This is a genomic window from Adhaeretor mobilis (assembly GCF_007741515.1).
Classification (GTDB): domain Bacteria; phylum Planctomycetota; class Planctomycetia; order Pirellulales; family Lacipirellulaceae; genus Adhaeretor; species Adhaeretor mobilis.
The window spans coordinates 5,407,156-5,429,082 of sequence record NZ_CP036263.1; the positions used below are offsets into that span (position 1 = coordinate 5,407,156).

The window sequence follows — 21,927 nt, forward strand, 5'->3', positions numbered from 1 at the left end:
ACGTGCAGCTTTCCCGCTGGCAAGTTACAATATACCCTTATCTGGAACACCCTGCTCCCCGCTTTTAGGCTCGATGAAATTAGTCCTGCTCGGCACCACTGGCTATCACCCTAACGATCGTCGTCAGACGGCGTGCTTGATGCTGCCTGAGTTGGGCGTGTTGCTCGACGCGGGGACGGCCATCTATCGGGCACGGCCGTTGATCGAAACCTCGCACCTCGATATTTTTCTCACGCACGCGCATCTCGATCATTGTGTCGGGCTCACGTTCCTATTCGACGTGCTGTACGAAAAAAACGTCGAGCGCGTGACCGTCCATGGCGAGCCCGAGAAGCTCGCAGCGATTCGCGAACACTTGTTCTCTGAATTGCTGTTCCCTGTACTACCGCCGATCGACATGCAATCGATCGCCAAGAACGTCGAACTGGCCGACGGTGGAAAACTTACCCACTTTTCCCTAGAGCATCCCGGCGGTTCTATCGGCTACCGCATTGATTGGCCTGATCGCTCAATGGCCTACGTAACCGATACTGTAGCCGATACGAAGGCGGATTATCTCGAAGAAATCGCTGGCGTAGATTTGCTGATCCACGAATGCTATTTCGATGATAGCCAAGAAGAGCAAGCCGTGCTCACCGGCCACAGTTGCCTTACCCCAGTCGTGGAAGTCGCCAAGAAGGCGAACGTGGGGCGATTAGTGTTAGTCCATATCAATCCCCTGTTTGCTGATGACGGAGAGTTGGATATCGCAGGGGCGCGGAAGATTTTTGCGAAGACCGAAATTGGTGTTGATGGAATGGTTCTAGAGTTCTGAAAAATGTTCTTCCGGCTCAGCGGCTCCCAGCATGTCATTCCGACCGAGCCCTAGCGACTGAGGAATCCAGACTAAACTCTTGTTGAGCCTCCATGCGTGAATACTACACTTACATTCTCGCTAACAAGAATCGACGCCTCTACGTAGGCGTGACTGGTAATCTCGAACAACGCATTTACCAGCACAAGTACAAACTCGTCGAAGGCTTTGCAAAGAAGTACGGGATGACATCGCTCGTGTGGTACGAACGGTTCCACGATGTGAACGAGGCCATCGAAGCAGAAAAACGCATCAAGGGATGGAGGCGTGAGAAGAAGTTAGCACTTATCAAAGAAGTGAACCCTGATTGGCTTGATTTGGCGACGGATTGGGGAATTGAATACCAACCTTGAGTCCGGGCCGGATTCCTCAGTCGTTCGACTCCTTTCGGAATGACATGATGGTGTATCGCTCGGTAGAAATGGCTATCGCCTAACCCAATCGCCGAATTAACTTCTTCAGCCGCTTCTGATACCCATAGTGCTCGACCTCCAGCCGGTGCCGCGGCGACTTCTTGTACTGTACGCCACTGGACAGATCTGCCGCACCGTTGCTCTTGAGCCTGCGAAACCACTCAGCCTGTGATAGTTTCTTCTGCATGGCAAGCAGATACTTCGCCACCAATTGCGATTGATAATCTACTAACCCCCACTGGCCGCTGTCTGGTTGAATTAAACCGATGCAAAACAGATCGTCGCGCTCGGGGTGAAACACGTTGAGGAACAGCTCCGGCGCGCCGCGTTGCCAGTTGAGATGTTGCTGCTCGACAAATGGGAAACTCACCAGGAACCCGGTCGCGTAGATCACCAAGTCGAACTCCGCGCGACTACCATCCATAAACTCGACTTCGAGCCCGTCAAAGCGTTTGACATCTCCTCGCAACTCGAGATTCCCATGCCCCACGTGATGATGGATCTGTGAGTTAATCACCGGGTGGGTTTCAAACAGTCGATGGTCAGGCCGCGGCACGCCGGTTCGCTCGGCCGGTCCAAGTGTCAAATGCGTGACCCCACGAGCGGCTAGACGGCGGAACCACAGCGGCAAGCGTAGCCACTGGAGCAGCTCGTTACATTGGTCGATCGGTTTGCCACGGAAAAACTTCGGTAGCACAGGGTAATTGCGCCGCGTGCTGAGGACGGCGCGATCCGCATGAATGGCGGCCTCCACAGCCAAATCGCACCCGGAGTTCCCGCCGCCAACCACCAGCACGCGCTTGCCGTGCAGGGCGTCGGGCGTTTTGTACTCACTGGAGTGCAGCACTTCGCCGGCGAACCGGCCCCCCCGCTCTAGCCAACTTTCCTCAGGCCAACGGGGATTCCAGTTGTGCCCGTTGGCGATTACTACGCCACAGTAATGTCGCACCTCGCCGCTGTTGAGTTCGACCTGCCAGCCTTGTTCACCACTGCCTGTGGGCTCCAGCCTCTTCACCGCTGTATCGAACTGAATATGCTCTCGCAAGCCAAAGTGCGCCGCGTAGGCCTGAAAGTATTGCCACACGAGCTCACGCCCAGGATACGGCGGATAATCCTCGGGCATGGGGAAGTCGGTGAATTCCGTGAGTCGTTTAGAAGAGATGAGATGCGTGGAGGCATACACGCTGCTGGCCGGCTTGCCGTAGTACCAGTTGCCGCCGATGTCATCCTCGCGTTCTAGGCAATCGAACGGAATGCCCGCCTCGAGGAAATTCTTGGCCGCAGCAAGCCCCGACGAGCCCGCGCCCAGAATGCAGAATTTCTCTTCGGTGGGGATTTTCGTCGCGGCAGGCATCCCCCCACTTCTAATTGGAACCGCGTGGGACGCCTAGAGCGCCCAGTCGTTTTCCTGCAAAGTTATTAGTGCGGCTGACTCGGAATTACGCCATTTCCATGGACAGGATGAGCGGGATCGGGCTTCGGGGGCAATCTCTGCCCCTAGCTCCGTGCCCTCCTGTCCGGCCTTCGTGCAATTCCGTGCTTTGCTGAGCAAGCTACTTTGCGGCTTCCTCAGCGGCTCGTTGCTTGGGATCGTATCGTTTCAAGTTGATCGTCTGCTTGATAACTTGATTGATGTTCTGTCCGCCAGCGGTGATCGTGAGGTTCATGTCCTGGTTGATCATCGACTGCGCGAGGAAGCCTGCATCGCGATCAAAAAGGATTTCGCCGGATGACTTCTGATCCTTAATGGCGACTTGCGCGCCCTGGGCACCGGCACCATCTCCGAAGGCTAGCTTCAAACTTGGCTTGAACACGGCATACTGCTTACCGTCAACTTCTTTGGAGCCTTCGTAGGTGTAAGTCGTCTCGATGGTTTGCTTACCGAACATGGGGTTCTTATTCTCGACCTTGTTGCTCCAGTTTTGGCCTTCCTTCAACTCACCCTCGGGGAAGTACAGCGAACCCTGGCGGATGAGTTGTTCGAAGCCCTTCTTACTGGCAAGGTCGCCCATCATGGCTGCGCCGGGTGACTCTTGCATTTTCTTCAACAACTCTTCCGGCACATCGACTTCGGTGATTTTTCCTTGTGGTGTCATCGTGACTTTGAAAGCCGAGGAGGTGAGCGCTTTCACCAATGGGGCTAGCTGCGCGCCGAAGCCTTCGGGTTCCTTCTCGTCGGCCGAGTCCACGGCGATGTTTTGGCCGCCGGGACCCTTGATGTCCATCTTCATGCGATTGATTTTTTGCTCGACAACGGCGTTGCCCTTCTCGTCCAGACCCTCGACTTTCCAGGTCGTGTCGATGAACGTGCCGATGCTGGTGTCCATCTTGCCCGCCTGGCCCATGTCCATACTCATGTTCATGTCCTGAGTCATCTCGTAATGATGCTCGTCGCCAGGAGTGAACTTCCAAACAAATGTGGCTGGCGGAGCTGCGGTGGCCGTTGCTTGAGCCGCTGCGTGGGTCGGCATCGAAACGAGAAGAGCAAAAAGAATCGCGACGCTAGCGTTGATGAAGCTTGACATGAAGGGTCCTTACGTTTGGTCTCTGAGATAGTGTCCCTGGAATTGGGGGCCTCAGATTGATCGGTGCGCGGCGAGCATTACGCCACGGTCATTTCTTTACGTATTATGAGGGCCCTGGGGTCGCTGGGAAACCGCAAAAACACTCTGCGAAGGGGGAAGGACCTTCCACAGTCTCAATCAGGGCGGGCAGGAAGGAAAGAAACTTGCGTATTCGACTACTCGAGACTCAGTGACTCGCCCGGAGAGAGCACAAATGGCTCGGCAGCAGTTTGCTCGCGGACTTCCTCGGCCCAAGCCTTGGCATCCTGTTCAATCGGCGGCCACGTGTTGTAGTGGCAGGGCAATACTTGTCGGGCACCAAGGAACTTGACTGCTTCTACCGCGTCAGCGGGGCCCATCGTGAATTGATCGCCAATGGGCAACACGGCGAGATCGAGACCGCCCGCAGCCTTTGCACTCAGACCGATGAGTTTCATGTCGAGGAACAAACTTGTGTCGCCGGCGAAGTAGAGTCGCTTGCCGTCGATCTCCAGCAAGAATCCGCCTGCCGTACCGCCGTAGGAACCGTCAGGCAGGCTGGAACTGTGATGCGCGAGCGTTTGAGTGACGTGACCGAAGGGTAGATCGTAGCCACCGCCTGTGTTCAGAGCGACGACTCTATCTTCGGCAATACCCTCACGCTTGAGCCACTCGACAATTTCAAAGTTCGCTACGACCGTGGCGCCGGTGCGAGTAGCAATTGCCACGGCATCGGCCACATGATCGAAGTGCCCGTGCGTGAGCAGAATGAAATCTGCGTCAACCTCATCAGCGGAAATCGGCGCAACGGGGGAATCCGTAAGGAATGGATCAAGCAGCAGCCTGTGGCTGCCGGTGTCAATCGTGAATGTCGAGTGGCCGAGCCACGTGATTTCGAGGGGCATAGTAGTTTCTCGTTTGCGGTTTCTCAACTCGTTCCCACGCTCCCGCGTGGTAACGCACGATTCCGACGCTCCTGCGTCGATGCACAACAATTGTTTGTCCAGTTGAGTCAGGCCCAAACCGGAGCAAGACAGCGATTCAGAAACGCCGCAGGAGCGGTTGGATACCCCGTTCCCACGCGGGAGCGAGGGAACGAGGAAACAACTAATATTCAGCTACGCAAGATCGCGTTCATGTTGTTCTTGTACGCTTCCACCCCAGGTTGCCCGTAAGGGTTGATACCAATGAGGCGACCCTCGGAAACCGTCGCGAGCATCAGCATTTGGAATAGTTGGCCTATCGTGTGCTCGTTCACACTCGGCAGATGCAGGTCGGCCGTGGGGCGATTATCGTCGCGGTAGGCTTGATTAGTGCCTTTGGTGGCGGCGTCGAGCACATCGACCAGCGTCTTGTCGGCCAGCTCATTGAGCTGATCTTGGTTGTTGTCGCTTTTGCCGATTTCGATTTCGTCACGCTGGAACTTATCGACGATCAGGTTCGTGACTAGCTTGTCACGCTTGCCCTCCTGATGCTGTTGCCCGCGACTGTGCAGATCGCGTGTATTGACGACCGTGAGCGGCATAGCACCCCGTTCTTGCTTGCCAAGGCTTTCAGAAAGGAGTTGGTCGTACCACAAGCCGACCGATTCCAGCTGCTTGCCCCAGGTGGTAAGCAGGCGGATGTCGCAGCCTCGCTTGGTTTCTAACAGATGACAAACGCCGACGTATTGCAGCACAAGATTCTCGTCCGCGTGTGTGTTTCGGAAATGCTCATTCATGGCATCGGCACCTTCGAGCAACTTCACGATATCCAGCCCCATGATGGCGGCTGGCAACAGGCCGACGGCCGAAAGCACGGAGAATCGCCCACCCACGCCATCGGGCACGGCGAAGATGTCAGGACATCCGAGCGCGGTAGCCAGATCGAAGAGCTTGCCGCTTTTGCCCGTGACGGGAATCACGCGCTGGGCGACCTTCGCGGGATCGTCATCGCAGGCATCGCTGAGCTTTTCGAGCAGGATGCGGAACGCGGCGGCGGTTTCCAGGGTGCCACCGCTTTTGCTGATGACGGCGATACCCCACTGGTCGGCAATGCCGCCCCCTTCGTCCGGGTAGAGTAAATCGAACAGACCACGCAGCGCGTCGTTATCGACGTTATTCCCCTCGAAGGTGATGCGTGGTCGGCCGCCACGGCGATCGCGCGGCAGTTCGTTGTAGTAGGGATGACAACAAGCCTCCATCAGTGCCCGTGCGCCCATGTACGAACCGCCGATGCCGAGGGAGACCACGCGATCGACCAGGCCGGCGAGGCGATCTGCGGCGACTTGGATACGTCCGATCTCGCTGTCCGCGCCACGATTGCGATACTCGGATAGCAACCGCCCAGGCAATTCGTGAAAACCAGCATCGAAGGGCACTTTGTCCTCGGGCGTAACGCCATCGGCCCAGAGTTGGGACTCAGCGAGCACTTCGTCGCGGACTTCTTCGAGTTGATTGACCATGCCGGCCAGGTCGTCCGGGGTGATGCCATTCTCAGGCAACATCACGCCGGCGGGGTCGTAGGAAAGCAGTGGATCGGACATTCGAGTTTCCTTAGTAGGGTCCACTGTGCGGACCGTTGGTTGCTAGTCAATCACCTAATCGTCACCATTCCTTACTCAGTGGCAAGAGCCCACCGGTGACGGCTGGCCTCTCACACGCTAAAATCGCATGCTGACACTTTACCAGCTAGCGGGCGAGCCCCTACCCCCCTATGAGCCAGGGCTCGCCGGCCCTTCTTACTCCCCACTGTCTCCTGTCCCCTGCCGACTTACTTATGGACCTCCACGAACTGACGCGCCAACTCAACACCAAGAACGACTCAAAAATCGTCATGTATGTAGGCGACGGACTGGGGGGGCTGCCCCAGCATCCTGGTGGAAAGACCGAGCTGGAAACAGCCCAGACGCCAAATCTCGACAAGCTGGCGACTGAAGGCATCAGCGGCGGAAGCCTGCCGGTAGCCCACGGGATTTCTCCTGGTAGCGGCCCGGGGCATTTGGGGCTATTTGGCTACGATCCGCTGAAGTACCTGATCGGTCGCGGCGCGCTGGAGGCCACCGGCATTGGTTTTGAGTTGAAAGAGGGGGACGTGGCCATCCGGGCAAATTTCTGTACTGTGGACGATGCGGGCAACATTACCGATCGCCGTGCCGGAAGATTGCCGACCGAAGAGAGCGCACCGCTAGCGGTGAAGCTGCGAGAGGTTTCGATTCCCAACGTCGAAATATTTGTGGAACCTGTGAAGGAGCATCGTTTTGTTTTGGTGCTACGAGGCACCGGCGTGAATGAAGGAAAGCTGAACGGCAACGTCCACGACACCGACCCGCAAGCGACCGGGGTGCCTCCTCTGGCCGCTCAAGCGGCCGAGCCAGACAGTAAAGTCACGGCGGAAATCTGCGATGAATTCGTGAAGCAAGCGCGCGTGCTGCTCGCCGGACAACCGAAGGCGAACTGCTGTACCTTGCGCGGCGTGGCATCCAAACCAAGCCTGCCAAGCTATGAAGAAGTGTACGGCCTGCGCGCCGCAGCGATTGCGGTCTACCCGATGTACAAAGGTCTTGCACAACTCGTTGGCATGGACATCTTGGGAGAAGCAAAGACGCTCGACGAGCAGATGCAGGTACTCAAAGAGAACTGGGATGCTTACGACTTCTTCTTCATTCACTTCAAGTACACCGACAGCACCGGCGAAGATGGCGACTTCGACGCGAAAGTAAAGCGGACCGAAGATTACGACGCCGCTGTGCCGCAGATCATGGAACTGGGCCCCGATGTGTTCATTGCAACCGGCGACCACAGCACGCCCGCCATGCTTGCCAGCCACAGTTGGCATCCGGTTCCAACACTCCTGTGGGCAAAGAACTGCCGCCCCGATGGGTGCGATTCCTTCGGCGAAGACCAATGCTTACGCGGCGGGCTGGGTCAGTTTGAAGCGAAGCACCTAATGACCCTAGCGCTGGCCAATGCGGGTAGGCTGGCGAAGTTTGGGGCTTGAGGTTTTGGGGAAGTGCCACGGCATTTGGGGTCCTGAGTTTGGCACTTTCGGAGCTTGTGGTAGAATAGAGCGAACAGGATCAACCTCGATCTCTTCGGAGCCCCCCTCTCATGCCTGAGAGCCTAACGAATTACGATGCCTTAGTCACTGCAGCATTGGCCCTGCCTGCGAACGACCGAATGCGACTCATCGACACTTTGGTCGATGCCGTGCCCGAAGACCAAGCCACTGAATTACATCCCGACTGGCTACCCGTTCTCGAACAACGCGACCAAGAACTGGCCGAGGGTAGAGTAAAAGGAGAGGACTGGGAAAAAGTCCGCAGCCGACTCTTCAAACGGGCCGGGCTAAGCAGTGAAGGCTAGCTTTCACCCAGAATCAACTGCCGAGTTAGAAGGTGCCATGAATTGGTATCTCGCTCGCGATGATGAAGTATCCAAACGGTTCGCATATGCCGTCGATGACGCGATGAATCGCATTCTAGATAACCCTGATAGATTCCCGCTGGTGTGTGGCAACTTTCGTGGTTGTCGCATTACTAAGTTTCCTTACCAAATTATTTACCGATTCGGGAAAGATTTTCTCCGCATCCAGGCGGTGGCCCACCTCAGTCGTCGGCTTGGCTATTGGAAGAAGCGGAGGTAGTGAAACACCTAGTCGTTGCGGACCCTTGATGGCTGCGCTGACAGTTGCTCTGCAAACTTGCCCTTATGCCTCGCGAGAGTCCATGTAATGAGACGGTTTATCGGACGTCGCTATCGGCTCTTACTGGTTGCCATAGCTGCAATTGCGTTTGCTTGCCTGTTGTTCTCGACCGCCGGTCCGTTTCGATCCGTTGTCGGCCACGGAGTCAGTGCCGAGCAAGCAAATGCCAAGCTTTGGAACTGTCTCGTCCCGAACGGTGCTAAGAATGTTTGGTTTGAATCCGGCTACCGCGCAACACGCGTCGAATGCGAACTCAGCCAAGCAGTCTTCAAGGGGTGGTGCGAGTCCAGAAGCTGGAGACCCTACGTGATCGACGAGCAACAGCGAGCGAGGGTTTATTCGATGAGTTCGGATTCACCGGTCGAGGTTCGCAATGGACTACGGTTCAACGACAGAGTGGGTGACCTCGGACACCAAGGGGTTTACGACGCCGCAACGGGAACGGCCTACGTGACCTACAGCGGCGGATAAGAGATTTATTAATCGAAATACCACTACTCGTTTGCCGAAGCCCAATGCTTGTAAGGCGAACTGGGGCAGTTTGAAGCGAAGCACCTGATGACACTCGCGCTAGCAAACGCCGGGCGGTTGGCTAAGTTTGGGGCTTGAGAGGCCACGGCACCAGGCTAGTTCGTCTGCTCATCCCCCAACTCAAGACAAGAGATTGGCACTCATGAAGCGTATTCTACGCAGCTGGCTTGGTCTTGCTACGGTGACCGTGCTAGGCGTGGTTCTGACGCGCCCCGCTTGGCACCTGTTCTCGACGGCTTGGAAAGACCAGCACGCCTCATACACTTTGCCCGAGGGCTATGTCGATGATGCCAGCCGCATGAATGCGACGAAAGTTGCAGAAGTGTGGCCTATTCCGACCGACCGAGAGGAAGCCGAGCGACAGCTCGCCCTGCTCTTAGAGCGCGCACGTGAGGAGAAACTGAGCGTCTCGATCTCCGGGGCGCGGCATTCGATGGGCGGGCATACGTTTGTCCCAGGAGGGCTCGTGATTGACATGCTCCCTTTTCGGGAAATGCAATTCGACGAGCAGACGAACCTCCTGACTGTCGGAGCTGGGGCACGCTGGAGAGACGTGCTCGCCTATCTTGATCCGCTGGGCAAATCGGTGGCGATCATGCAATCGAATAACGACTTCACGGTCGGCGGTTCGATTAGCGTGAACTGCCACGGATGGCAGCTGGGTAAACCACCGATAGCATCGTCTGTCGAGAGCTTTCGACTGATGTTGGCCAACGGTCAGATTAGTAATTGTTCGAGAACCGATTCGCCCGAGCTGTTTGCTCTGGCCCTGGGCGGGTACGGCTTGTTTGGTGTGATCCTTGATGTGCAACTTCGAGTTGTCCCGAACGAAACCTATACAACCAGACAATCCATAGTGAAGACCACCGCACTCCCAGCTACATTTCTCGAAGCCGCCAGTGAGAAGTCCAACGCAACGTTGGCATTTGCCCGACTAAGAGTTTCTGACGAAGCTTTTCTGGAACAGGCACTGCTCTGCCTTTCGTATCGCGATCGGCATAGTGGGAGCGCAATTCCCAATTTGGCTGAGAGCGGAAATACCAACCTGCGACGTACAATCTTTCGAGGTAGCGTTGATAGCGACTATGGCAAGGAGATGCGTTGGAAAGCTGAGACCAAGCTGCGGCCAAAGCTCACCCCAGAGCGGTTCAGCCGGAACCAAGTTTTCAATGAGTCAGTAGAGGTTTTCCGTAATCGCGATCCAAAAGCGAGCGACATTTTACACGAGTACTTCATTCCGCCGCGCAACTTCGGAATCTTCATTACTCAGGCACGCAGACTGATTAGAGCAAGCGGATGCGACTTACTCAACGTAACTATCCGTTACGTTGAGCCCGATAGCGATGCCATGCTCAATTATGCGAGGGAGGCGGCACTCGCGATTGTCATGCTCTATAATCAAAACATGGACTCTGCCAGCGAGGCCCACATGACGGAGTTAAGTAGACAACTGATTGATGCTGCTTTGCAGGCTGAGGGGACCTATTATTTACCGTATCGGTTGCACGCGACGCGCGAGCAATTTCAAAGGGCCTACCCACAGTCTGACGAATTCTTTCGTCAGAAGAGCGTCTACGACCCGGAATTGGTTTTCCAGAACCAGTTCTACCGGAGCTATGCCCCAGCAGAAGAACGACGCAGATAACTGATTCGGGCTACTTCTTCGCCTCTTCGTTGACCGCATCCGAAGGAGCTTCGATCTCCTTGAGCTCTTCAGTGAGTTCCTGCAAACGCTTAGCGGCGCGTTCGTTGGCTTCTTTCGCGCGGGCCGCGGCTTGGTCGGCAGCTTCCGCTTTCTGTTTAGCTTCCTCGGCCTCCGTCTTGGCGTTGGCGAGCTGTTTTTCAATACGCTTCCTTGCTACCACGGGATGATTCCAGCCAAGATTGACCTCCAGGCCGGGGATCGCCTTCTCCAGTGCCATGGCCGCGTCGTAGCTGACCTTCGTATTCCACAGATACAACTTGCGGAGACGCTTCAAGCCCGAGAGATGGATCAGCCCGGCGTCGCTCACTTGCGTGCCGTACAGGTTTAAGTAGTGCAGACGGTCGAGCGAGCCCACATGCTTGAGGCTCCCGTCGTCGAGGTTGGATTTCTCTAGATGCAATTGCGAAATGTTCGGCAGCTTCTCAAGCACGGCCAGCGACTCCGGCGAGACTTGGCTGCCAGAGAGATTCAGCCACACAATTTGCTCGCCTGCACCGGCGAGCGTAGCTAGGTTAGCGGCGTTGACGGCACCAGAATCTTGCGCGAAGCTCACTTGCAACAACGCGCTCTTGCCAAACAACGGCATGACGCTTGCGCCGGTGGCTGCGATTTTCTTGACGGCTTCATCAGCGGCGGCTTTAACGTCCTTAAGTTCCTCAGAATCGTGCGGCACAGGCTCCGCTTGCGGCTTAGCCGTTTCTGTATCAGCCGCTGCTGACTTTTCTTCGCTTGCCGGTTTCTCGGATGGCTTCTGCGCGGATGTATACGAAGCACCTTGGGCAATCCATTCGCGGACCAAGTCAATCTGTTCTTTGGGTAGCGGATCGGCCCCCTTGGGCATCCGTTTTTTATCCTCGGCGGGCAAGACCAAACGCTCGAACAGCTCGCTCGCGTCCGGCTTACCGGCAACCACGAGATGATCTTCGTGAAACGCCTGGATCTGCTCCGCCGAATCCAGCCGTAATTTCTTAAGAGCTTTCTTTTCGCCATGACACTTCACGCAGTGCTGCTTGAAGATAGGTTGAATCTGCGTTTGAAAATCGATGGGCGCGTCGGCCGCGAAAGATTGCGAAGTGGCAATGAGCGGAGCCAAAGCGAGAAGAAGAGCGATTCGCGTCATGATGGGCTACTGAGTAGATAGAGGATTGTGGTCCAACGGCGCCGGCACGCCTGAGGGCGATTATAACTACCCAGATTGCCCATGGCACTACTGTAATTTTACGGCAGAAACTTGACGAGAAATTGAACGAGTACGAAAATAAGGTGTTGCCGTGTGGTTCCGGCGACGCCTTCTGGGTAGTTAACGCTGCATTTCTTGAAGGAGGTCACAGAGAAGACAGAGGTTGCGCAATGAGCTATGTCTTGTCGGCCAGCTCGGTGCTCTCAGTATTCTCTTTTTCAAGAACTATCTCTAAAGCCTCACACGCACAGGCGCAGGCGCAAGTTTCCCGCCGGCCAGTTGCATCAGACGGGCTTGCATGACATCGGCAAGGTGGGCGCGACGGAGGCGTTCCTCACTAGTCCAGCGTTGGCGGATTTCGCGGGCAACTTTTTTGACATGTTGAATAGGCATGGGGGAGTCTCCACTTGGGGGGTGAACTTCTCTGTCCGCGTTCTATACGTGGCGGGTCATCGAAGGTTCACTCTTTCAGAGGAATAGGACGGCGAAACCGGCAAGCGGCGTGGCTACTTGTCGAGCAATTCCACTTGTTTTGGGGATCTATCAAGCGGGTTTTCTGGGGAATCGTAGGCTCCGAAGTCGTTGAAGAAATGCCGTTTGGCGAAGCGGTAGGCCCAACTTTTCTCGGGAACTGCTTTCATGCGATTATGCTGCGAGGGCCGCGGCGACATCGCTAGCAATTCAGCCGCGGCAGTTTTCCTGGCAGTGGTATCCTCTGCGCCGTGCAACACGTTGAGCTGGTGCAGCAGGTCGGGCCGTTCCAACACGATGCATCCGCGGGTTTGGCTGGCAGCCAGTTCGCGAAAATCTTTCAAGTACTGCGAATTGTTGAACGTGTCGGCCAGGGGCACATCCTCGTAAATGCTTTCTTTGGCGAACTGCACAATCGGGCACGGCTCGATCGCTCCCCAAGGGGAAATATGATGCGTGAACCCTGTGGCCGCAGGGCACAAGGCCTGGCCCTCGCCATCGTAGTAGGCATCCACGATGGCAATCGGCTTCTTCACGCGCATGTTGACGACAAACTCCCGGATGCGCAGTTGCTCTTCGGGGGCGAGCGCCAGGGCTTCATTCGGCTCGGGACCCATCGGGCGGTACGTGTGATACCACATGTACAGCACGCCCAATTCGATAAGGCGATCGACCCACGCTTCGTTGACAAGATCGTCGAGGTTGGTCTTACAAACACTGGTGCAAACGCCGGTCACCACGTTGTGCTCCACGCAATTGTGAATGCCTTGCATCGTTTTGTTGAGCACTTCGGCACCGCCGCGACGCTCGTCGCTAACAATCTCTGTACCTTCGACGGATATGAGAGGCGTTACGTTGCCGCACTTGCGTAGCTCAGCGGCAATTTCGCCTGTGATAAAGTGCCCGTTGGTGAAGACTTGGAAGTAGCACTCTGGATGCCGACGGAAGATTTCCAGAATGTCCGGGTGCATGAACGGCTCGCCACCGACGATTCCAAAGAAGTAATTACCTTGCTCGTTCGCTTCGCGGATGACCTTGGAGAGCGCATCGACTTCAATGCGTTCCTGCTTCGCAGCCACATCCACCCAGCAGCCTTGGCAACGCAAGTTGCAGCTGTTGATGATCGATATGTACAGGAACGGCGGAAAGAACTCCCCACGTTTCAACCGGCTCTTGTGCTTTTGGATCGCTCGCGCTCCCTTGAAGCCAAAATTGTAGGCAAGTTTCCAGAGCAATCGCTTGTCGGTTTCGGTGAGCAGGCGTTTGGCGTAGCGGAGATACATTCAAAGACGGAGGGATAAAGGCAGAAGGCGGAAACACAAATTTCGCCGCGGAGCTTACTCCGCGTTTAATTTTATGTGCACGGCGCATTGTAGCAAATCACCGCGGCGAGCGTTGGAGAACCGCGATAACGTCGGCTCGAAAACGAATGTACCCCAGTAAAATAGTCGAGAGACAAAATAGGGCAATCCAGAACGGGCCCACTCCTGCAGCGAGCATCCGTGGCGTGTCGAGAAAGCGATCTCCTGAGAGCCATGCGAGTGCGAGATAACTGCCATTTGCCAAGAGACAGAAATCCGCAACGAACCATGCCCCAGCGATGACGCGCGATCAGCGCAAGCGTGAGCGGCAAGGCGACGCCAAACAGTGGACCTGCCCACAAAGTGAGTTGCGGAAACGGATCGGGACTGTGAAAACTGTAGGGCAAGTGCCAAGGAGCCAAGCTGTATTCAGAAAGCGTACCGCCGCCGAGCCAGCCACCAATCAGATGCCCCACCTCGTGGCAAAAAGTCATGGCAATCCACGAAGCGAGAAGAAGCATCAGGAGGCATATCACGTTATTTCTCAAAGCAGGAGCCTCGGTAGTGGGTACACACTATTGTACTGCATGAACGCAAGCATCGCGGCGACGATGACAATCGTGAAACCCCTCTGATTCTGGCGTATTATTGGAATTTCTGGCCTCCTACCCGGCGGGTACTTCCCGCAATTGATGAAGTCAGGAGAGCCCGTCTAGAGTCCAGATAACTCACCAATCCCCGCAACCTTCCCAAACAAGCCTTTACCTGACCATTAAAGTTTGCTTAACTCACCCTATCGGTCGATTACATAAAGTAGGGGACACTGGTCGACTCGTCTTTTGGAACAGACATCTCTGAACTAGGCCTTTCTTGTCATGACAGCAAGTGTCATGGCGGCAAGGTGCTGTCGGTGGCAATCAACCGCGACCTGCTTGCGCATGTTATGCGTGGTAGTGCAATCGACACCAAGTACTTTTCACGAGTTGATTCGACAAGTTCGGATCTCCTTTTCGTCGAATTCAATCCGAAATTCAACCCAGGTATAGATTGATGGCTAGGTTAACTACCCTTCTACAAAGCATCCTCAACTTGCTCGGTTTAAGGTCACCTAGAAGTGCGACCAGCCTTCCCGACTCAAAGCGCTCGTTGGATATCGAAACGCTGGAAGAGCGTCGCCTGCTGAGCACCAACCAACTTTACTGGAACCCCGTTAATTCTAAGATCACTATCATCGGATCGGAACTGGCCGATACGGCAGTTGTTTCGGAAGCCGTTGCTGGCGAAATCCACGTGAGTTATCAGTTGGCTGGTGAGGAACTCAAGGCTACGTTCGACAAGGCGGTTGTGAGTTCCATCGTTTTCTATGGTAAGGGGGGCGACGATTCGTTCAGCAACTCGACCGATCTCAGCGTAGTGGCCTTTGGTGATCTGGGTAACGACACATTGCAAGGAGGCTCCGCAAACGACAGGCTTTATGGAGGACTAGGAGCTGATCGCCTGCTCGGCGGCTCTGGTGACGATTCCTTGTATGGCGCTGAAGGCAACGACGAGCTTCATGGTGAGGAAGGGGATGATTATCTGCTCGCCGGATCGGGAGACGATATACTCTTAGGCCACGACGGAGTCGATTCGCTAATCGGAGGTTCGGGGAACGATCATCTAGAAGGTGGCCAGGGTAGCGACAGGATGTGGGGCTCAGAAGGAAGCGACGTGCTGCTCGGAAACGAGGGAGTTGATCTACTATTCGGCGAAGCAGGTGAAGACACGCTGTTTGGTGGAAGTGAAAACGATGAGCTACGTGGCGGCACAGATGATGACCATCTCTACGGAGGTAAGGGGGCGGATTATTTGGCTGGAGAATCTGGCGAAGACCTACTCTCGGGCGATGATGGGAATGATGCCCTATACGGAGGCTCAGGCGATGACCAACTCGCCGGGGGAGAGGGCAATGATATTTTGTATGGATCGACAGGCGATGACAAGCTCTTCGGCGACAACGGTGAAGACCGACTTTATGGAGAGCTCGGCAGCGATGAATTGTCCGGCGGGATCGGCAACGACCAGCTTAAAGGGGGTGAAGGTAACGATTATTTGATCGGCGAAGCGGGAGACGATTACCTCAGTGGAGCGGAGGGCAACGATGTACTGTACGGTCATGCTGGGAACGATACCTTAGTGGCAGGAGCGGGTGACGACAAACTCGTCGGTTTCGAAGGAGATGACCTGCTCTATGGAAACGCAGGAGATGACAGGATTTTCGGCAACGAAGGCAAGGACCGACTCTATGGCGATACGGGCCACGATACTTTGATTGGTGCTGGAGATGACGACCACCTGGAAGGCGGCGAAGGGAACGACTATCTAGCCGGGGGAGAAGGCAATGACTATTTAGTCGGGGGCGATGGTGATGATGGTCTCTACGGGCACGCTGGAAACGACTCGCTCTATGCAGGGCCTGGGAATGATAAACTCGTAGGTTACGAAGGAGATGACCTGCTCTATGGTAGCGTGGGAGACGACCTACTTCTCGGTGACGCAGGCAAAGACCGACTCTTTGGTGAGGCGGGCCACGATACTTTGATTGGTGCTGGAGATGACGACCACCTGGAAGGCGGCGAAGGGAACGACTATCTAGCCGGGGGAGAAGGCAATGACTATTTAGTCGGGGGCGATGGTGATGATGGTCTCTACGGGCACGCTGGAAACGACTCGCTCTATGCAGGGCCTGGGAATGATAAACTCGTAGGTTACGAAGGAGATGACCTGCTCTATGGTAGCGTGGGAGACGACCTACTTCTTGGTGACGCAGGCAAGGACCGACTCTTTGGTGAGGCGGGCCGCGATAGGTTGATCGGCGCCGAAGATGACGACTATTTAGTGGGCGGCGAGGACAATGACTATTTAGCAGGGGGAGAGGGCGACGACTATTTAGTCGGGGGCGATGGCGATGATAGTCTCTACGGGCACGCTGGAAACGACTCGCTCTATGCAGGGCCTGGGAATGATAAACTCGTAGGTTACGAAGGAGATGACCTGCTCCATGGAAACGCGGGAGATGACACGCTCTTCGGAAACGAAGATGATGACCGACTCTATGGCGAGGAGGGACGAGACGCGCTCGGTGGTGGGGCAGGCAACGACATGCTAGTTGGTGGCGAAGATGACGACACCCTTTATGGAAATCAGGGCGATGATGTCTTAAACGGCAGCGCTGGCAATGACCTCCTCCAGGGGGACGCAGGGCAGGACCAACTACGTGGGGGAACCGGCCAAGACTCACTCGCTGGCGGCCTCGGTAACGACGATCTTAGAGGGGGTGAAGGGAACGATTTACTAATTGGAGATCAGGGGCATGACCTCCTTGATGGAGAGGAAGGAGATGATCTACTTTCTGGTGGCCAAGGGAATGATGAACTGTTGGGAGGCGCTGGCAAGGATGTGTTGATCGGCGGTACAGGCCTAGATAAGTTGACGGGCTCAGCCGGAGAAGACTTGCTAGTCGGTTCAGATGTGGCTCACGATCTGGCTGCCCTGAACGGTCTTCAGCAACAATGGGCGGATAGTTCTCCGTACGAATCTCGCATTGCTGCAATCCAGAGTGCCGGCTCAGCAAACGCATTGCAATTGCAAGTGAACGTGTTGGACGACCATGTCGCTGATGAAATTCTCGGTGGCGGCGATCGCGATTGGATCGTGCTCCCTGGAATCTTGCCGATTTACGACCCCCTGGCCAGCACCAGCGGCCACAGTCACTCCGCTCATGACCACAGCACGACACCCGGCGGACACCACCACTACTCGACCGAATCGATCGTCGATTACGTACCCGTGGTCGAGGGATTTGCTCTGATTGACTCGCTCGATCATCTACGCGATATTGCGCCTGACGAGTCCCTGCATACCTTGATCCCCCATGCACGCGACGCCAGCAAACAGGAGGAGCACCTATCGCTATTCGAACTTGTGCGTTACGACGAGGTCACGCACACCGCACTGGCTGATGGCGACTGGTCTGACTCGAGTATCTGGGAGGACGGTGTGGCTCCGCAACCTGGCGCACGTGTGCTGATTCCGGTGGGCGTAGAAGTTCAAGTCGACCAAGTTATCGGCGCGGAACTAGAAACCGTAAGAGTCGATGGCACACTTTCGTTTGCGACTGATGAGGATACTCAGCTAAAGGTGGACACGATGATCGTGTCGGAAGTCGGTAGACTAGAGATCGGCACCGCCGACACCCCGATTTTCCACGATGTGACTGCCCAGCTCACGTTCACCGACAGAGGTGCGATCGATCGCTCGTGGGATCCGTACGGCATCAGTCGGGGCCTGATTACGCATGGTTCGGTGGAGATCCACGGTGCGGAGACCACTTCGCATTTGCTCACCTCAGGAGCACTCGCTGCTGGAGCAACTACCTTGCAACTAGAGAGCGTTCCCACGGGCTGGAACTTGGGTGACCAGATAGTCATCGCCGGTACTTCCAGTGAAGCGGACGAGAGCGAACAGCGAACCATCACGGCCATTGTGGGCAGCACGATTGCCTTCGCCCCGCTGGACTTCGATCACGCGTTGCCCACACCTAGCGGGCAAGTGCATGTCGCCAACTTGACGCGAAACATTGTCATTAGCTCCGACGCAGATGAGATCGCCCGCCGAGGCCATGTGATGTTCATGCACAACCGCGATGTCAACGTCAGCTACGCCACGTTCGACAAGCTGGGCCGAACCAACAAGCTCATTTCCGTGAACGACTCGGAAGTCGATGAGAACTGGGACTTGGTCGCAGGCACCGGTACGAACAATAGGGCCCGCTATGCGATTCACTTCCATCGTAACGGCACCGTTGCCGATAGCGCGCCTGCCGTGGTTCATGGCAGCGTGGTGACGGATAACGCCGGCTGGGGGTATGTGAACCACAGCAGCTACGTCAACTTCACAGAGAATGTTGCCTACGATGTGACTGGCGCGGCCTTCACCACGGAAGTGGGCGACGAGATTGGCAGCTTTGCACGCAACATTGCCATCTCGACCAGTGGCACCGGAGAAGACCCCGACTCTCGCCAAAGGTTGCAAGACTTCGGTCATGGCGGAGACGGCTTTTGGTTCCAGGGAGCGGGCATCTCGGTCGTGGACAATGTCGCCAGTGGGTCGCAGGGAAGCGCCTTTTTCTTCTATACACGTGGCTTTGGGTTCGGCGGGCAGCGTGCCCACTTCCCGACTGCAAGTCTGGTAGATCCCTCAATCGCTGATGGGCAGAACTCGATCCTGGCAGACCACGTCCCCGTAGTCGCATTCCACGGGAATCAGGGCTATTCCTCGGCTGCTGGGCTGACAGTCCGATATCATTTACGGGATGCAACGCACGACGTGCAAAGTGTCTTCAGTGACTCGCAGTTTTACAACAATACGGTAGGAGTTAACCTCCCTTACACCAACCAAACCGTGCTCCGTAATTTGACGATTGTGAACGATGTCGGCAAATTCGAGGATACTGGGGTGCAATCGAATTTTGTCACTAAGTCAATCGTGTACGACAGTCTTCACGTAGCAGGGTACTATCATGGCATACGTGTGGCTCGCGGCGGGGACTCGGTCGTCAACAATGGCTATTTTGAAGCAATAACTGCAATCCACATTAAACCAGCTGCGAGTGAAAATCGCAAAATTGTTATCCAAGGAAGTCCAATTTTTGCGAAGCCTGCTCCAGAATTATTGGGTAACATAAATCAGCATGAAGTCGTCGTTGGCTTTAGCGTTGTTGCCAACCACGGAAGTATCAGCCATTTGTTCGCTTCGAATTCTGTGACGCTAAACTATGGAAGCTTCGACAACCAACGGGTCTACTTCAACACTCAACTGCCAAATGCAATCCCCTTCCCAGAGTCCGCGGCGCATATTCCTGAGGAGTACATAGGACTCACCACGGCGCAGCTCCGTACGAATTTCGGCAAGACAATAGCAGGGGAGATTGCCCCGGACGATACGGTGACACTGCCTCAGATTTTGGGAGTCGTTGGGCTCCCCGGGGCCTAGCCTTAGTGCACCGGTAACGCTCTATTCAGGGAAAATACACTGTAAGCCGCTGGTAACAAAAGCTTTACGTCGATTGCGGCAAGTTGTCGCTCGACAACCCTCGCGGCTGTGCCTAAGATTGCACCTCGGCTAATCGCTCCCGCGACCGGCCCGATCACCTCACCCCGGAGCCTTCTGGCTCGTATGCGTTCCAACCCGGCAGGCCTCTCCGCGTCGTCACTAGACGGCCCGCGGATCGACGCCGCCTTTCACACCGCGCGGCAAACATTGCTAGCGGCTCGTAACCAAGATGGCGTTTTCGAGGGCCGTCTCTCCAGCTCGCCGCTTTCCACGGCTACGGCTATTAGTGCGCTCGCGCTGGCGGAGCAACACGTTGACGACGACCAGCACGCTGACGGCAAGACAGATACAGCTTGGTTTACCGGCGTCATGATGCGAAATGAGCTGAGCGAACTGTTCACTCAAAGCCTGGGCTACCTGGCAAAACAACAAAACGACGACGGTGGCTGGGGCGATACGGATCTCAGCCCGTCGAACATTGCGACCACGATGCTCGTCGAGGCGGCGTTCCATCTCACAGGCGTGCCCGCGAAGTACACAGGTATGCTCGAACGGGCTCAGGAATATGTCAAGGTGCAAGGCGGCGTAGTTGGATTGAGAGACCGCTACGGCCGAGACAAAACATTCGCCGCACCGATTTTGGCCAATTGCGCCCTCGCCGGCTTGGTCCCCTGGAGCAAAGTTTCCGCCCTGCCCTTCGAGCTGGCCGCGCTACCGCAACGCTGGTACCACAAACTGGGTTTGCCTGTGGTGAGCTACGCCATTCCGGCACTCGTAGCAATCGGACAAGCGCGGCATCATCACCATCCCACTTGGAATCCGCTCACGAAGTTCCTGCGAGATCGCTCGAAGCAACGTACACTCGACGTTCTCGAAGAGATACAACCCGCGAGCGGCGGTTTCCTCGAAGCGACGCCACTCACCAGCTTTGTCGTGATGAGCCTCGCCAGCATTGGGCAAGCTGATTCGTCGGTTGTGCGGAACGGCGTGGAGTTCCTACTCGCGTCAGTGCGTGCCGATGGTAGTTGGCCGATCGATACCAATTTGGCGACCTGGAACACCTCGCAAGCGGTGAGCGCGCTCGATTGGGAGTTCGATGCAGATTTCACTGGAACGGGCCGACACAAAGAAGGTCACGACGCAGCACCCACCGAAGAGGAGTTGCAAACACTCGATTGGTTACTTGATTGCCAGCTGAAGAGGCAGCACCCTTACACCGGAGCCCAAGCGGGTGGTTGGGCGTGGACCGATCTGTCCGGCGGCGTGCCCGACGCAGACGATACTTCAGCCGCGCTATTGGCCTTGTCCACTTGGCGAGAACTTTACCCGAATGTGCGCTGCGAGGCGATTCAGAAAGCGGCACTCGCTGGTATTGATTGGCTGCTGGATCTACAAAACGCCGATGGTGGCATGCCGACTTTTTGTCGCGGATGGGGGAAGCTTCCCTTTGACCGTAGCAGCACGGACATCACGGCGCATGCGATCCGGTCCTGGCGCCAATGGCAACAGCAACTTCATCTCAAGCGGAACGACCCGCCGCGTAGCGCACGCATCGAAGCGGCAGTGAGCTCGGCTACGCAATTCCTAATTAAGGAACAGAAACCTGACGGCCGCTGGAACCCACTGTGGTTCGGAAATGCCATGCAGCCAGACGAATCGAATCCCGTCTACGGCACGTCGAAGGTGCTGCTAGCCTTGGAACCTGCCCGCCATGACGCTTGCGGTTTCGCCGTCGACAATGATGTGCTGGTGAAGGCCGTCAACTGGCTTGCCGGCGTGCAACACGCTTGTGGCGGCTGGGGTGTCGCGGATGTGGCCAAGAAACGCATCACGAAACTGCACCCCAAGGAAGATGGCCACGCTGTATGTAGTGTCGAGGAAACGGCCCTGGCGGTCGAGGCGTTACTTCCTTGGGCAGGGCAGGATGCAAAGATCGCCCAATCCGTGCAGCAAGGCGTCGAGTGGCTGTGCGACAGGGTTGAATCGGGCCGGCATACCGAGCCTGCCGCCATCGGTTTCTATTTTGCGAAGCTTTGGTATTATGAAGAGTTGTACCCGCAGATTTTTGCGACACAGACTTTACGTCATGCTTCCCAGCTAGCGATGCAATCGACCACAGCGGCGCTGGCTGCCACGGTTTAGTCGGCTCGCAAC

The 21,927-nt window shown here is 56.0% G+C and carries 17 protein-coding genes; 9 read left to right on the top strand and 8 right to left on the bottom strand.

The features are described 5' to 3' along the window. The first annotated feature begins 73 nt into the window (after positions 1-73). Positions 74-814: an MBL fold metallo-hydrolase gene (locus HG15A2_RS21255; protein ID WP_145063102.1), complete on the top strand. Its 741-nt coding sequence runs from the start codon at positions 74-76 to the stop codon at positions 812-814. Positions 815-906: 92 nt separating this feature from the next. Next, positions 907-1,206, top strand: a complete 300-nt coding sequence (locus HG15A2_RS21260) for a GIY-YIG nuclease family protein (RefSeq protein WP_145063104.1) — start codon at positions 907-909, stop codon at positions 1,204-1,206. 79 nt (positions 1,207-1,285) lie between these two features. On the opposite strand, the gene HG15A2_RS21265 is transcribed toward HG15A2_RS21260, so the two are convergent. From HG15A2_RS21265 to HG15A2_RS21280, 4 genes are all read right to left on the bottom strand, one after another. Next, positions 1,286-2,620: a flavin-containing monooxygenase gene (locus HG15A2_RS21265; RefSeq protein ID WP_145063106.1), complete on the bottom strand. Its 1,335-nt coding sequence runs from the start codon at positions 2,618-2,620 to the stop codon at positions 1,286-1,288. A gap of 199 nt (positions 2,621-2,819) precedes the next feature. Then, complete coding sequence (locus tag HG15A2_RS21270; protein WP_145063108.1) at positions 2,820-3,791, bottom strand: DUF6263 family protein; 972 nt, start codon at positions 3,789-3,791, stop codon at positions 2,820-2,822. A 215-nt stretch (positions 3,792-4,006) separates the two neighbouring features. Further along, the gene (locus tag HG15A2_RS21275) at positions 4,007-4,714 is read right to left on the bottom strand and encodes a metal-dependent hydrolase (protein WP_145063110.1); all 708 of its coding nucleotides are present in this window, start codon (positions 4,712-4,714) and stop codon (positions 4,007-4,009) included. 209 nt (positions 4,715-4,923) lie between these two features. After that, positions 4,924-6,333 carry a glucose-6-phosphate isomerase gene (locus HG15A2_RS21280; protein ID WP_145063112.1) on the bottom strand — a complete coding sequence of 470 codons (1,410 nt, stop codon included), beginning with the start codon at positions 6,331-6,333 and terminating at the stop codon, positions 4,924-4,926. Positions 6,334-6,566: 233 nt separating this feature from the next. Here HG15A2_RS21280 and HG15A2_RS21285 point away from each other — a divergent pair, with 233 nt between their 5' ends. From HG15A2_RS21285 to HG15A2_RS21305, 5 genes are all read left to right on the top strand, one after another. Continuing rightward, positions 6,567-7,787, top strand: a complete 1,221-nt coding sequence (locus tag HG15A2_RS21285; protein WP_145063114.1) for a 2,3-bisphosphoglycerate-independent phosphoglycerate mutase — start codon at positions 6,567-6,569, stop codon at positions 7,785-7,787. Between the two features lie 110 nt (positions 7,788-7,897). Further along, on the top strand, positions 7,898-8,152 hold the full coding sequence (locus HG15A2_RS21290; protein ID WP_145063116.1) for an addiction module protein: 255 nt from the start codon (positions 7,898-7,900) through the stop codon (positions 8,150-8,152). Then, positions 8,142-8,432: a type II toxin-antitoxin system RelE/ParE family toxin gene (locus tag HG15A2_RS21295; RefSeq protein ID WP_261342140.1), complete on the top strand. Its 291-nt coding sequence runs from the start codon at positions 8,142-8,144 to the stop codon at positions 8,430-8,432. Before HG15A2_RS21290 ends, HG15A2_RS21295 begins: the two co-directional genes overlap by 11 nt. Positions 8,433-8,519: 87 nt before the next feature. Then, positions 8,520-8,963, top strand: coding sequence for a hypothetical protein (locus tag HG15A2_RS21300; protein WP_145063119.1), 444 nt, complete (start codon positions 8,520-8,522; stop codon positions 8,961-8,963). A 202-nt stretch (positions 8,964-9,165) separates the two neighbouring features. Then, positions 9,166-10,668 (top strand): FAD-binding protein, encoded by a 1,503-nt coding sequence (locus tag HG15A2_RS21305; protein WP_145063120.1) that lies wholly within the window; start codon positions 9,166-9,168, stop codon positions 10,666-10,668. A gap of 10 nt (positions 10,669-10,678) precedes the next feature. Here HG15A2_RS21305 and HG15A2_RS21310 read toward each other — a convergent pair whose 3' ends face one another. The 4 genes from HG15A2_RS21310 to HG15A2_RS21320 form a co-directional block, all read right to left on the bottom strand. Further along, positions 10,679-11,848, bottom strand: a complete 1,170-nt coding sequence (locus HG15A2_RS21310; RefSeq protein ID WP_145063122.1) for a c-type cytochrome domain-containing protein — start codon at positions 11,846-11,848, stop codon at positions 10,679-10,681. A 291-nt stretch (positions 11,849-12,139) separates the two neighbouring features. Continuing rightward, on the bottom strand, positions 12,140-12,301 hold the full coding sequence (locus tag HG15A2_RS24325) for a hypothetical protein (protein ID WP_218932155.1): 162 nt from the start codon (positions 12,299-12,301) through the stop codon (positions 12,140-12,142). Positions 12,302-12,414: 113 nt separating this feature from the next. After that, positions 12,415-13,662, bottom strand: a complete 1,248-nt coding sequence (locus HG15A2_RS21315) for a radical SAM protein (RefSeq protein ID WP_145063124.1) — start codon at positions 13,660-13,662, stop codon at positions 12,415-12,417. A 71-nt stretch (positions 13,663-13,733) separates the two neighbouring features. Then, a complete protein-coding gene (locus HG15A2_RS21320) occupies positions 13,734-14,201 on the bottom strand; it encodes a hypothetical protein (protein WP_246117822.1) in 468 nt (155 codons plus the stop codon). A gap of 529 nt (positions 14,202-14,730) precedes the next feature. Between HG15A2_RS21320 and HG15A2_RS21325 the strand changes: the two genes are divergently transcribed. After that, on the top strand, positions 14,731-19,713 hold the full coding sequence (locus tag HG15A2_RS21325) for a G8 domain-containing protein (protein ID WP_145063126.1): 4,983 nt from the start codon (positions 14,731-14,733) through the stop codon (positions 19,711-19,713). 183 nt (positions 19,714-19,896) lie between these two features. Then, positions 19,897-21,915: a prenyltransferase/squalene oxidase repeat-containing protein gene (locus HG15A2_RS21330; protein ID WP_145063128.1), complete on the top strand. Its 2,019-nt coding sequence runs from the start codon at positions 19,897-19,899 to the stop codon at positions 21,913-21,915. Positions 21,916-21,927: the final 12 nt, after the last annotated feature.